This is a genomic window from Agrobacterium sp. K11 (assembly GCF_059429395.1).
Window position 1 is genome coordinate 122,873 of the sequence record NZ_JCAHRB010000013.1, and the last position, 13,366, is coordinate 136,238.

At 60.1% G+C, this 13,366-nt stretch carries 12 protein-coding genes; 11 read left to right on the top strand and 1 reads right to left on the bottom strand.

Annotated features, from left to right (window positions below; genetic code table 11):
- Positions 1 to 2 precede the first annotated feature (2 nt).
- From AC5SEO_RS23165 to AC5SEO_RS23180, 4 genes are read left to right on the top strand one after another with little or no spacing between them, the layout of a single operon-like run.
- The gene (locus AC5SEO_RS23165; protein ID WP_004431349.1) at positions 3 to 1,196 is read left to right on the top strand and encodes an amidohydrolase family protein; all 1,194 of its coding nucleotides are present in this window, start codon (positions 3 to 5) and stop codon (positions 1,194 to 1,196) included.
- On the top strand, positions 1,196 to 2,689 hold the full coding sequence (locus tag AC5SEO_RS23170) for an amidohydrolase family protein (RefSeq protein WP_495364066.1): 1,494 nt from the start codon (positions 1,196 to 1,198) through the stop codon (positions 2,687 to 2,689). The genes AC5SEO_RS23165 and AC5SEO_RS23170 overlap by 1 nt, the downstream gene beginning before the upstream one ends.
- Positions 2,682 to 3,665, top strand: coding sequence for an ABC transporter ATP-binding protein (locus tag AC5SEO_RS23175; protein WP_004431353.1), 984 nt, complete (start codon positions 2,682 to 2,684; stop codon positions 3,663 to 3,665). The genes AC5SEO_RS23170 and AC5SEO_RS23175 overlap by 8 nt, the downstream gene beginning before the upstream one ends.
- Positions 3,662 to 4,672 carry an ABC transporter ATP-binding protein gene (locus AC5SEO_RS23180; protein ID WP_013761068.1) on the top strand — a complete coding sequence of 337 codons (1,011 nt, stop codon included), beginning with the start codon at positions 3,662 to 3,664 and terminating at the stop codon, positions 4,670 to 4,672. The genes AC5SEO_RS23175 and AC5SEO_RS23180 overlap by 4 nt, the downstream gene beginning before the upstream one ends.
- An 8-nt stretch (positions 4,673 to 4,680) precedes the next feature.
- Here the strand turns inward: AC5SEO_RS23180 and AC5SEO_RS23185 are convergent, their stop codons facing one another.
- Positions 4,681 to 5,358, bottom strand: coding sequence for a GntR family transcriptional regulator (locus AC5SEO_RS23185; RefSeq protein ID WP_004431355.1), 678 nt, complete (start codon positions 5,356 to 5,358; stop codon positions 4,681 to 4,683).
- Positions 5,359 to 5,487: 129 nt separating this feature from the next.
- Here AC5SEO_RS23185 and AC5SEO_RS23190 point away from each other — a divergent pair, with 129 nt between their 5' ends.
- From AC5SEO_RS23190 to AC5SEO_RS23220, 7 genes are all read left to right on the top strand, one after another.
- The gene (locus AC5SEO_RS23190) at positions 5,488 to 6,117 is read left to right on the top strand and encodes a flavin reductase family protein (RefSeq protein WP_013761067.1); all 630 of its coding nucleotides are present in this window, start codon (positions 5,488 to 5,490) and stop codon (positions 6,115 to 6,117) included.
- A 22-nt stretch (positions 6,118 to 6,139) separates the two neighbouring features.
- Positions 6,140 to 6,856: an aspartate/glutamate racemase family protein gene (locus tag AC5SEO_RS23195; RefSeq protein WP_013761066.1), complete on the top strand. Its 717-nt coding sequence runs from the start codon at positions 6,140 to 6,142 to the stop codon at positions 6,854 to 6,856.
- A gap of 115 nt (positions 6,857 to 6,971) precedes the next feature.
- The gene (locus AC5SEO_RS23200; RefSeq protein WP_495364067.1) at positions 6,972 to 7,907 is read left to right on the top strand and encodes a LysR family transcriptional regulator; all 936 of its coding nucleotides are present in this window, start codon (positions 6,972 to 6,974) and stop codon (positions 7,905 to 7,907) included.
- A gap of 112 nt (positions 7,908 to 8,019) precedes the next feature.
- Complete coding sequence (locus AC5SEO_RS23205; RefSeq protein ID WP_004431359.1) at positions 8,020 to 8,499, top strand: formate dehydrogenase subunit gamma; 480 nt, start codon at positions 8,020 to 8,022, stop codon at positions 8,497 to 8,499.
- Positions 8,496 to 10,052, top strand: coding sequence for a formate dehydrogenase beta subunit (locus AC5SEO_RS23210; RefSeq protein ID WP_013761064.1), 1,557 nt, complete (start codon positions 8,496 to 8,498; stop codon positions 10,050 to 10,052). Before AC5SEO_RS23205 ends, AC5SEO_RS23210 begins: the two co-directional genes overlap by 4 nt.
- A 4-nt stretch (positions 10,053 to 10,056) precedes the next feature.
- Positions 10,057 to 12,939, top strand: coding sequence for a formate dehydrogenase subunit alpha (gene fdhF, locus AC5SEO_RS23215; RefSeq protein ID WP_495364068.1), 2,883 nt, complete (start codon positions 10,057 to 10,059; stop codon positions 12,937 to 12,939).
- Between the two features lie 71 nt (positions 12,940 to 13,010).
- The gene (locus AC5SEO_RS23220; protein WP_013761062.1) at positions 13,011 to 13,349 is read left to right on the top strand and encodes a formate dehydrogenase subunit delta; all 339 of its coding nucleotides are present in this window, start codon (positions 13,011 to 13,013) and stop codon (positions 13,347 to 13,349) included.
- Positions 13,350 to 13,366: the final 17 nt, after the last annotated feature.

Below are 13,366 nucleotides of genomic sequence, written 5' to 3' on the forward strand. Positions count from 1 at the left end.
TCATGTACGATCTTCTGCTCCGCAACGTCAGGCCCATGGCGGGCGACACCTGCGATATTCTGGTAAGACAGGGAAAGATTGCCGGTTTTGGAAAGTTCGAGGCCGAACCCGGCATGGCGGTCGAGGATGGCAACGGTGCAATCGTTGCGCCCGGTCTCATCGATGCACACACCCATCTCGACAAGACGACATGGGGCATGCCCTGGCATGAGAACAACCGTGCCGCCATCCTGCGCGGACGGATCGATTTCGAGCGCGAGAACCGCACCCAGATCGGTATCGATCCGCACCGCCAGTCCATGCGCCACGCCATCGGCCTTGCTGCAAACGGCGGCACGCATATCCGTAGCCATGTGGATATCGATCCGACCCACGGCCTGAAGCTGGTCGAAGGCATATGGGAAACACGTGAGAAGCTAAAAGGCATCATCGACATCGAGGTCGTTGCCTTTCCGCAGTCCGGCGTCATGGTCATGCCCGGCACGGTGGAGTTGCTGGACGAGGCCCTGAAACAGGGTTGCGAAGTCCTTGGCGGCATCGATCCCTGCGGCATCGATCGCGATCCCAAAGGCCAGCTCGATATTCTCTTTCAACTCGCGGTCAGGCACGGCGTGCCGATCGACATTCATCTGCATGAGGCTGCCGATCTCGGCGCCTTCACGATGGAGCTGATCTTCGAGCGTATTCGTGCCAATGGCATGGAAGGAAAGGTCGCAATCAGCCACGCCTTTGCGCTGGGCATGAATGATTACATCAGGGTCGGCAAGCTGATCGATGAAATCGCCCGGCTGGATGTAGCGATCCTGACGACGGGCGCGCCCTCGGCAACCGTGCCGTCGATCATGCGGTTGAAGGAAGCCGGCGTTCGCGTTGGCGGCGGTTGTGATGGCATTCGCGATACCTGGGGACCCTGGGGCCAGCCGGATATGCTCGACCGGGCCAAGATCATCGGCATGAAGAACGGCTTGCGCTCGGATATCGAGCTTGCGCATGTCCTGCATGTCGTCTCGCAGGGTGGTGCCGATGTCATGGGCCTCAAGGATTACGGTCTTGAGGTTGGCTGCTCCGCCGATTTCACGCTGCTGACCGGCGAAACATTGGCTCATGCCGTTGTCGATGTCGCGCCGCGGCCGCTGGTCGTAAAGGGCGGACGCGTGACCGCCAGAGGCGGCAAGGCGGTGGTGGAGGCGCCATGATGAGCAATCCGCTACAGTCTATCGCTCTCGGTGAACGCCCCTCCGGTCGCACGCTGCTCACCGCAAGCTGGGTGGTCGGTCATAAGGGCGGGTCTCACCGGCTGTTGAAAAACGGCGAAGTGGTTTTCGAGAACGGCGAAATCCTTTTTGTCGGCCATGGCTTTCCAGGCGAGGTCGCGCGGCGCGTCGATTTCGGCAATGCCCTGATCAGCCCCGGCCTGATCGACCTCGATGCGCTTTCCGATTTCGATACGACTATTTTGGGGATCGACAATCACCCCGGCTGGGCGAAGGGCCGTGTGTGGCCGCGCTCCTATGTCGAGGCCGGTCCTTACGAGATGTATTCCGAGGAGGAGCTTGCCTTCCAGAAACGTTTCGCCTTTGGCCAGCTTCTCCTCAACGGCATCACCACGGCGGCACCCATTGCCTCGCTGTTTTATCGTGAATGGGGAGAAACGGTCGCTGAATTCGAGGCTGCGGCCGATGCTGCCGGCGAACTTGGTCTCCGGGTCTATCTCAGCCCCGCCTTCCGCTCCGGCGGCATGGTGCTGGAAGAGCCGGGGCGCATGGTGCCAGTGTTCGATGAGGAACGCGGTCTTCAGGGGCTGAAGGAAGCCGTGTCGTTCATCGAACGGCAGACCGGAACGCACGGTGATCTCGTCCGCGGCCTTCTCGCACCTGATAGGGTTGAAACATCGACGCTCACCCTGCTGGAAAGAACCGATGCGGCCGCCCGTGATCTCGGCTGCAAATTCCGGCTGCATATGGCGCAGGGCACCATGGAAGTTGACACGGTTCGCAAGCTGCATGGCTCAACCGCGCCGGTATGGCTCGCAAAAGCAGGCCTGCTGAGCGACCGCCTTATCGCGCCGCATGCCACCAATGCGACGCAGGAAGATCTGGCGCTCTATGCGGAAAAGGGCGTGTCGATCGTCCACTGTCCGCTGGTGTCTGCCAGAAGCGGCAGTACGCTGTCGTCCTTCTCCGCGTGCCGGCAACTTGGAATAAACATTGCGATGGGCACCGATACCGCGCCCGCCGACATGCTGATGAACCTGCTTGTCGGTCTCATAACCTGCCGCATCAATGACGGTGCTCCCGATAAGGTCCGCTCAGCCGATCTGTTCGACGCCGCCACGCTCGGCGGCGCTCGGGCGCTGGGTCGCTCCGATCTCGGGCATCTTTCCAAGGGTGCGCGCGCCGATATCGCGGTCTTCGATCTGGATGACACGGTCATGGCACCGAGCCTCGATCCGATCACGACGATTGTCACTGGCGGTTCGGGCAAAATCACGCGCGCCGTGTTTGTCGATGGCCGTCTCTCCATGCGGGAAAGAAAGGTCGCGAACATCGACATGGCGAGCGCCCGCGTTCAGGCGCAGGCACAGTTCGATGGGCTGATCGCGAAATATCCCGAGCGAAGCTGGGCCAATCCGCCCGTTTCGGAAATCTTCCCCCCGAGCTACCCGGTGGAGGTGAATACCAATGGATGACATGAACCAGTCGGTTATCGATGTCCGCAATTTGAAAGTCGAGTTCCCTGGCCGCCGGGGAACGGTGACGGCACTTTCGGATATCAGCCTTTCCATCCGCCCCGGCGAAATCCTCGGTGTGGTCGGGGAGTCCGGTGCCGGAAAATCCATGACCGGCCTTGCGATACAGGGCCTGCTCGAAAAACCAGGCCGCATCGCGGATGGCGAAATATGGCTTGGGTCGCGTCGTATCGATCAACTCGATGACAGGGCGATGGAAAGCATCCGTGGCCGGGAAATCGGCGCGATCTTTCAGGATCCGCTCACCTCACTCAATCCGCTGTTCACGGTTGGCGCGCAGCTCGTGGAGACGATCCGCCAGCATCTGCCGCTTTCGAAAAGGGATGCAAAGGCACGCGCAGTCCAGCTTTTGCGTGATGTCGGTATTCCATCTCCGGAAGAGCGCGTCGATCACCATCCGCATCAATTCTCCGGTGGTATGCGCCAGCGCGTCGTCATAGCGCTCGCACTTGCGGCGTCGCCGAAACTGATCATCGCCGATGAACCGACGACGGCGCTTGACGTGTCGATCCAGGCGCAGATCATCTCGCTGCTGCGCAAGCTCTGCAAGGAAAAGCAGACGGCTGTCATGCTGGTCACCCATGATATGGGCGTCATCGCCGAAGCGGCCGATCGCGTTGCCGTGCTTTATGCTGGCAGGTTGATAGAGGTGGGGCCGGTCGAACAGGTTCTCCATGCGCCGAGGCACCCCTATACGCAGGGCCTGATGGCCTCCATTCCTTCGCTCGGCGCGCGAGTGGAACGGCTCAACCAGATCGACGGTGCCATGCCGCGTCTCGACGCCATCCCGCCCGGATGCGCCTTCAATCCGCGCTGCGGGTTCTCAGGACCGCGTTGTCTTCGCGAGCGGCCGGAACTGGAAGCGGTGGGTGATGGCGCCAGCGCTTGCTGGATGAATGCAGGAGGTACAGCATGAACACGCCCGTTCAAAGAACACCCGCATTGACGGTCAAGGGCCTCACCAAGACCTTCGATGTCTCTGCCCCATGGCTCAACCGGATCATTGAGCGCAAGCCCCGGCAATTCGTCCAGGCCGTAAACGACATCGATTTTACGGTTCCGGCGGGCGGCTGTCTCAGCATCGTAGGGGAAAGCGGCTGCGGCAAGTCCACGGTTGCCCGTCTGGTGACCGGGCTGTTCCGGCCAAGCGCGGGTGATTTCCACTTCGCCAAGGGTCGCAAGGATACACCGCTTTCGGCGCAGATGATCTTTCAGGATCCCTATGCCTCGCTCAATCCGCGCTGGCGGGTGAAGAATATCATTGCCGAACCCATCCGCGAACTGAAACTTCGTGCGACCCGGGCCGAGACCATGGAACGGGTGGAGGAACTGTTGCTGACGGTTGGTCTGTCTGCTTCGGACGGCGAAAAGTTTCCGCATGAATTTTCGGGCGGCCAGCGTCAGCGCATCTCCATTGCCCGCGCTTTGGCAAGTGAGCCCGAGTTTCTGGTCTGTGACGAGCCGACATCGGCACTCGATGTATCGGTGCAGGCGCAGGTACTGAACCTGATGCGACGCCTTCAGGACGAGTTGGGGCTGACCTATCTGTTCATCAGCCATGACATGAGCGTGGTTCGCCACATGTCGGATCGCATCGCGGTCATGTATCTTGGCCGCATTGTGGAGGAGGGCGACACGGAGGAGCTGTTCGCCCGCCCGCGTCACCCCTATACCCAGCTTCTGCTGCAGACCATTCCCAATATCGATGCGCCGCGCCGTGATCGGGAACTGGTTGCCGGCGAAGTTCCAAGCCCGCTCAAACCGCCATCGGGATGCACGTTTCATCCGCGTTGCCCGCTTGCAACGGCGCGCTGTTCGGCGGAGGTGCCAAAGGTGCGCACGCTTGTCGGCGGCACACGTGTCGCCTGCCATCTGGTGGCGGACGAAGAAGAGCGGGTTGTGAAGGAAAGAGAACTCGTCTGACCGTCGAGTCAGGCGAGTGCGGCGCGCAGATCGTGGGAAAGGTCGCGGATTTCGCTGAGATCGAGTTCCGCTTCCACATGTTCCAGATGGTGGGTCATCAGATGCGTGGCTTTCGCCGGGTCGTTATTGGCAATCGCATCGACGATTTCCGCATGCTCGTCCGGTCCGCAATTGAAGCGGTCGGTGTTGCGGTAAACGGCGGTGATGAGGGAGGAACGTGAAATGAGGTCGCGCATGGTGGTGAACAGGAAATCGGAACCGGCCGTTTCCGCAAGCAGCAGATGGAACCCGCCGGAGAGCTTGATGATATCGGTGGTGATGTTGTGAGCATTGGCCACGCGCTCCTTGGCAACATGGTCGCGAAGCCGTTTCAGATCGGCCTTGGTTGCCGATTTGCACAGACGTTCAACGACACATTGCTCCACGGTGCGACGCACGAAGAACACGTCTCTGGCTTCTTCGACCGATGGTTTCGAAACGAAGGCGCCGCGATTGGGAACGATGGTGACGAGACCGTCGCGCTCCAGAACGGACAGGGCCTGACGGATACGTGCACGGCTGACACTGAAAATTGTCGCCAGTTGTTCTTCCTTCAGCTGCACGCCGGGACGCAGCCGCCGCTCAGCGATGGACAGCCAGACTTTCTCGACAATTTGCTGTGTGGACTGGCCGTTCTGCTCGGTCATTTTGTTCGCTCTCCATTAGGGTTAGAAAAGCGTGATGCCGCCGAAAAAGTCAACTGTTTCAACAGGGTTTTGGTTGCATAATTGTCAACAATATGAAACAATATTGTATACTATAAACGGGACAACGTCATGGAATTCGACTTCACCACGCTTGAGCCACAGAGCCGCTATCGGTTGCTGACGAATTTTATTGGTCCGCGGCCGATAGCGCTTGTCACGACCCGCTCGGAAGCGGGCCACAACAATGCAGCGCCGATGAGCTTTTTCAACGTCTTCTCCCATGATCCGCCCATCGTTGTTCTCGGAATCCAGCCGCGTCTGAATGGCGAGGAGAAGGACACGATGGCCAATATTCGCCGCACCGGCGAGTTTGTCGTCAACATGGTCGATATGACTATCTCCGAACATATGCTTGTCTGCGGTCTCGGTTTCGACAGCGAGGTCGACGAACTTTCCATGGCGCAGCTGACGCCGGCGCCCTGCAACAAGATCGATGCGAGCTTTGCAGCGGAATCGCCCTGCGCCTTCGAGTGCCGGGTGGAGCGTCTGATCGATTATCCGCGGCGGACGCTGGTGCTGGGGGAGGTCGTGCACATGCATGTCCACAGGGACTGCCTCGACAAGGAGGGGCATTATGTCGATCCGGATCGATACCAGCCGATCGCACGCCTCCATGCCGACAATTACATTACCTCGGATCGCCAGTTCGTCTTGAAGGCGCCACCCATTACCGACTTCATCAAGCCAGATGGCAAGTGACAGTCCCGAAAGGCTGACCTGAATGCATATTCGTCTGATCAACCCGAACTCAACCGCCTCGATGACGGCGCAGGCGCTCGAGAGCGCCTTGCGCGTCAGGCAGGCGGATACGAAGATTTCCGCTGCAAATCCTGTCGATACGCCGGTCAGTATCGAAGGCGGGGCCGATGAGGCGCTGGCTGTTCCCGGCATGCTGGAGGAAATCCGCAAGGGCGAGCGGCTGGGCGTCGATGCCTATGTCATTGCCTGCTTTGATGATCCGGGCCTGCATGCGGCGCGCGAAGTCGCGCGTGGTCCCGTGATCGGCATCTGCCAGGCCGGTATTCAGGTGGCGATGACGATCAGCCGCCGCTTTTCCATCATCACAACGCTGCCGCGCTCCATCCCCATTATCGAAGATCTCGTCGATAGCTACGGTGCACAGCGGCATTGCCGCAGGGTTCGTGCCATCAATCTGCCGGTGCTGGGTCTTGAAGAGGATCCGCTTGCAGCCGAGGCGATGTTGATCCGCGAAATCGAAGCGGCCAAGAAAGAAGATGCGGCAGAAGCCATCATCCTCGGTTGCGCCGGCATGTCCGCACTGTGCGACAGGCTGCGCGAGGCAACCGGCGTCCCTGTCATCGATGGTGTCACAGCCGCCGTCAAGCTGGCCGAAGCCCTAGTGGGCGCGGGTTACGTGACATCCAAGGTCAATGCCTATGATTATCCGCGGGTGAAGGAAACCAAGCTCGTCGCCTGACCGGGAAAGGCGGGTGCGGCAAAGCGCCTCCACGGCGTTTGCGACAAAGCCCGCCTCGCTCTAGTGTCTGCTTTCGCGCCGGTCCGCAGAATGGCCGCGCGGGATGGGAGGCAGGATGATCGACAAGCTGGAGTTTTTCATTGCACTTGCGCGCGCGGAGCATTTCGGGCGGGCCGCAGAGGAGTGCGGCATCTCGCAGCCGACGCTGTCTGCGGCCATCCGGCAACTGGAAGATCAGCTCGGTGTCGTGCTCGTCGTACGTGCGGCGCGATATCAGGGCCTGACGCCGGAGGGGCAGCGGGTTCTCGAATGGGCAAAGCGCATCGTTGCCGATACACGTACCATGCGGGAGGAAATGCGCGCTGCGCGTAAAGGTCTCGCCGGCCATATCCGGCTGGCCGTCATCCCCACCGCTCTCGCCATGGTGCCCAGGCTCACCGAACCCTTTCAGGCGCGTCACCCGGCAGTCACGTTTTCCGTCACCTCCCGCACGTCGTTGCAGGTTCTCAGCCAGATCGAAAATCTCGAAATCGACGCGGGAATCACCTATCTCGACAACGAACCTCTGGGCCGGGTAACGACGGTTCCGCTTTACTCGGAGCGATATCACCTGATTGCGGCTGCAGGCACGCCCCTTGCCGATCAAGAGAGCGTGACCTGGAAGCAGGTTTCGGGTCTTCGGCTTTGCCTATTGACTTCCGACATGCAAAACCGCCGCATTATCAACAAGCACATGGCCGAAGCGGGTGTTGAAGCAAAACCCACGCTCGAATCCAATTCGATGATTGTACTGTTTTCCCATATCCGAACCGGACAATGGGCTTCAATTATGCCGCGTAACATCGCGGAATCGTTTGGTTTTCCAAAACAAATTCGAATGATCCCGATTGTCGAGCCCGATGCCGAGCATCTTGTCGGCCTCATCGCCACCTATCGTGAACCCCATACGCCACTTGTTTCCGCACTGCTGCATGAGGCGCGATTGCGCGTCGCGGCCTCCGCTTTTGATAGAAATTTCCTATCGACTGACGGAAAGACGATATTGACCTGATCTTGCTCCGCTCGCCATTCTTTCGCCATCAGACAGCGCGGCGCGCCGGACAAGGATGTGGAGGTCCTCCGGTTCAAACGCCCGCCACCTGTCAGTTTGGGAGGACTGGCTCATGAATATTCGTGCTGTCGCCGCAGATGAGGCGACGCGTGTGCAGGCTATCATTGACGACTGTCTGCATATGGAAGGGCCAATGCTGCCCATCCTGCACAGGGTGCAGGAAGAATTCGGCTATGTGCCTGATAGCGTCAAACAGGTGATCGCCCTGGCCCTCAACGTATCGCGTGCCGAAGTGCATGGTGTTGTGAGCTTCTATCCCGATTTTCGCGACCATCCCGGCGGGCGCCACGTGCTGAAGCTCTGTCGGGCCGAGGCTTGCCAGTCGATGGGCTGCGAGTCTCTTGCCGACACCATCAAGGGGAAACTTGGTCTCGACTGGCACCAGACGGCAAAGGATGGCTCGGTCACACTCGAGCCGGTCTTCTGTCTCGGGCTCTGCGCCCAGGCACCCGCGCTGATGCTGGATGGCGAGGTTCATGCCAGAGTGGATGAGCACTGTCTTGGCGACATTCTGGCGGAGGTGCGTCGATGAGCGTGACCGTTTTCGTGCCTTGCGATTCCGCAGCACTCGCCGTTGGTGCCGACCGCGTTGCCGATGCAATCCAGAGTGAGGCCGCGGCCCGCAATCTTGATATTCGCCTTGTCCGCAACGGTTCGCGCGGCCTGCTCTGGCTTGAAGTGCTGGTGGAGGTCGACACCCATCATGGCCGCGTTGCTTATGGTCCGGTCAAAGCTTCTGATGTTTCCGGGCTGTTCGATGCGGATTTTCTTGATGGCGGCGATCATGCGCTCTGTCTTGGGCTGACCGAAGAAATCCCTTTCCTGAAGAATCAGACGCGCCTGACGTTTGCGCGCTGCGGCGTGACCGATCCGCTTTCGCTGGAAGACTACCGTGCCAACAAGGGCATGAAGGGGCTGGAGAGAGCCGTTGCACTCACCCCCGCGGAGATCGTCAAACAGGTCACCGATAGCGGCCTTCGCGGACGGGGTGGCGCCGGTTTTCCGACCGGTATCAAGTGGAAAACCGTGGCGGATGCCACCGCCGATCAGAAATACATTGTCTGCAATGCGGATGAGGGCGACAGCGGCACCTTTGCCGACCGCATGATCATGGAAGGCGATCCCTTTGTCCTTATTGAGGGCATGGCCATTGCCGGCCTCGCGGTTGGTGCAACGAAGGGCTACATCTACACCCGCTCCGAATATCCCCATGCCGTTAGGACGATGGAAAAAGCCATCGACATTGCCCTGCGAGAAGGGGTGATCGGCGCGTCTGTGCTGGGTTCGGGTCGCGCGTTCGATCTCGAGGTGCGCATGGGCGCCGGAGCCTATGTATGCGGTGAGGAAACCTCGCTGCTCAACAGTCTCGAAGGCAAGCGCGGCACGGTGCGCGCCAAGCCGCCACTTCCCGCCCTGCAGGGGCTGTTCGGCAAACCGACGGTAGTCAACAATGTCATTTCTCTTTCTTCGATCCCTGTGATCATGGATCGCGGCGCGGCGTTCTACCGGGATTTCGGCATTGGTCGTTCGCACGGCACGATCCCGATCCAGCTTGCCGGAAACATCAGACATGGCGGGCTTTACGAGACCGCTTTCGGTCTGCCGCTCGGGCAATTGGTCAACGAGATCGGTGGCGGCACCATTACTGGCCGGCCGGTCAAGGCGGTTCAGGTCGGCGGCCCATTGGGCGCTTATTTCCCAGTGTCGCTGTTTGATACGCTGTTCGACTACGAGGCATTTACCACTGCAGGCGGCCTGATCGGTCACGCCGGCATCGTCGTCTTTGACGACACCGCCGATATGCTGCGCCAGGCGCGTTTTGCCCTGGAATTCTGTGCCGTCGAAAGTTGCGGAAAGTGTACGCCATGCCGGATCGGTTCGACACGCGGTGTCGAGACGGTGGACAAGATTTCCCTTGGAATAGAAGCAGAGCGAAATACGGCGCTGCTTGAGGATCTCTGCGAAACCATGAAGTTCGGTTCGCTCTGCGCGCTAGGCGGTTTCACGCCTTATCCCGTGATGAGCGCGCTCAGGCACTTCCCGCAGGATTTTGCACCCATCCCACGTGTCGAAGCGGCGGAGTAAGACCATGGCCCTTATATCTGAAATCGACTACGGAACACCAAAATCCACCTCGACAGAGATGGTCACGCTAACGATAGACGGCCGCGAGATCACCGTGCCGGCGGGAACGTCCATCATGCGTGCTTCGAGAGAAGCGGGCATCGATGTTCCCAAACTCTGCGCCACCGATATGGTCGATGCCTTCGGTTCCTGTCGCCTCTGTCTCATCGAGGTGGAGGGCCGCAATGGCACCCCCGCCTCCTGCACCACGCCAGTGGCGGCCGGTCTTGTCGTCCACACCCAGACGGAACGCCTGAAGCAGATCCGCAAGGGTGTGATGGAGCTTTATATCTCCGACCACCCGCTCGACTGTCTCACCTGCACCGCAAATGGCGACTGTGAATTGCAGGATATGGCTGGCGCCGTCGGCCTGCGTGACGTGCGTTACGGCTATGATGGTGACAACCATGTGAAGGCCCGTGCCGGCGATGGCGACCTCAACGCCAACTGGATGCCCAAGGACGAGAGCAACCCGTATTTCACCTACGATCCGTCGAAGTGCATCGTATGTTCCCGCTGCGTGCGCGCCTGTGAGGAAGTGCAGGGAACGTTCGCATTGACGATCGAAGGGCGCGGCTTTGAAAGCCGTGTTTCGCCCGGCGCGCACGAGGCATTTCTTGATTCCGAATGCGTTTCCTGCGGCGCCTGCGTGCAGGCCTGTCCGACGGCGACGCTGACTGAAAAATCGGTGATCGCCATTGGCCAGCCGGAACATTCGCTGGTCACCACCTGCGCTTATTGCGGTGTCGGCTGCTCGTTCAAGGCGGAGATGCGTGGCGAAGAGCTGGTTCGCATGGTGCCGTGGAAGGACGGTCAGGCAAACCGTGGCCATTCCTGCGTCAAGGGTCGCTTTGCTTATGGTTATGCCAGCCACCGCGACCGTATTCTCAACCCGATGGTCCGCGAAAAGATCAGCGACCCGTGGCGCGAAGTGACGTGGGACGAGGCATTTGCCCATGTCGCCTCCGAATTCCAGCGCATTCAGGGAACCTATGGCCGCGAATCCATCGGCGGCATCACCTCGTCTCGTTGCACCAATGAAGAGACCTTTCTGGTCCAGAAGCTCATCCGTGCCGGTTTCGGCAACAACAATGTCGATACCTGCGCCCGCGTCTGTCATTCGCCGACGGGGTACGGGTTGGGGCAGGCGTTCGGCACCTCTGCCGGAACGCAGAATTTCGATTCCGTCGAACATTCGGATGTTGTCCTCGTCATCGGCGCCAACCCGACGGACGGGCACCCGGTGTTCGGCTCACGCCTGAAGAAGCGCCTGCGCCAAGGCGCAAAGCTGATCGTCATCGATCCGCGCCGCATCGATCTCGTTCGCACGCCGCATGTGGAGGCGTCGTTCCATTTGCCGCTGAAGCCCGGAACGAATGTTGCGGTGCTGACAGCCCTTGCCCACGTCATCGTTACCGAAGGTTTGTTCGACGAGGCCTTCATCCGCGAGCGTTGCGACTGGTCGGAATTTGAGGACTGGGCCGCCTTCGTGGCCGAACCGCAGCATGGCCCGGAGGAAACCGAAAGCTTTACCGGCGTTCCCGCCGAGGAGCTGCGCGGTGCCGCCAGGCTGTTTGCCAAGGGCGGCAATGGCGCAATCTATTACGGGCTTGGCGTTACCGAACACAGCCAGGGTTCCACGACCGTCATGGCGATTGCCAATCTTGCCATGGCGACCGGCAACATTGGTCGCCCCGGTGTCGGCGTCAATCCGTTGCGCGGCCAGAACAATGTGCAGGGTTCCTGCGACATGGGTTCCTTCCCGCATGAGCTTCCCGGTTATCGTCATATATCCGACGATGCCACCCGCGAAATATTCGAAAAGCTCTGGGGTGTTACCCTCAACAACGAGCCGGGGCTGCGCATCCCCAACATGCTGGATGCAGCCGTTGATGGCAGTTTCAAGGGCATCTACATTCAGGGCGAAGACATCCTCCAGTCGGACCCGGACACCAAGCATGTTTCAGCCGGTCTTGCCGCGATGGAATGTGTTGTCGTGCACGACCTGTTCCTGAACGAGACGGCGAACTACGCGCATGTCTTCCTGCCGGGTTCCACCTTCCTCGAAAAGGATGGCACGTTCACCAATGCCGAACGCCGCATCAATCGTGTGCGCAAGGTCATGTCGCCGAAAAACGGCTATTCGGATTGGGAGGTCACCCAGAAGCTGGCTCAGGCCATGGGGCTGAACTGGAACTATACGCACCCGTCGCAGATCATGGATGAAATCGCGGCGACAACGCCGAGCTTTGCCGGCGTTTCCTATGACTATCTGGAGAGCAGAGGCTCGGTGCAGTGGCCGTGTAACGAAAAATTCCCGGAAGGCTCGCCGATCATGCATGTGGACGGGTTCGTGCGCGGCAAGGGCAAGTTCATCCGCACCGAATATGTGGCGACGGACGAGCGTACCGGCCCGCGCTTTCCGCTGCTGCTCACCACCGGCCGCATTCTGTCGCAGTACAATGTCGGCGCGCAGACACGGCGCACCGAAAACGTCGTCTGGCATGAGGAGGATCGTCTCGAAATCCATCCGCATGATGCCGAACAGCGTGGCGTCAAGGATGGTGACTGGATCAAGCTCGCCAGCCGTTCGGGCGATACGACGCTACGGGCGCTGATCACCGATCGTGTCGCGCCGGGGGTGGTCTATACCACCTTCCACCATCCGGGCACGCAGGCAAACGTCATTACCACCGACTACTCGGACTGGGCGACGAACTGTCCGGAATACAAGGTCACCGCGGTTCAGGTCTCGCCCTCGAACGGGCCGACCGAATGGCAGGAAGGATATGACGCGCTCAGCCGCCGTTCGCGGCGGATCGCTGGCAAGCTCGAGGCGGCCGAATAATCGGGGCCGGGGCAATCCCGGCCTTTCGAAAACGTGAACGTCGTCCGTCAGGCGGCGCGGGGAAAACAGCCATGTTGCTTAATCACACCGACGAAAAACTGGTGAGAATGGCGAACCAGATCGCGACTTTTTTCCTTTCCCAGCCGGAGGATATCCGCGTTGAGGGTGTCGCCACCCACATTAACAAATTCTGGGAACCCCGTATGCGCAAACGGTTTTTCGAGATGGTTGATGCCGGTGCCGGGGAGTTTTTGCCGCTGGTGCTCGCAGCAGCGCTCAAGATCAAGAGGCCCGGGGTGCCCGCCGCCGATACGGTCGGGCTTGGCAAGGATGCCACGGGAACGCCGGAGGGCAAGGGCGTTGCTGCGGGCGAGTCCTTGTCCGAACCGAGCATTCCCGAAACCACGTAAAGCCAGGCGGTAACACG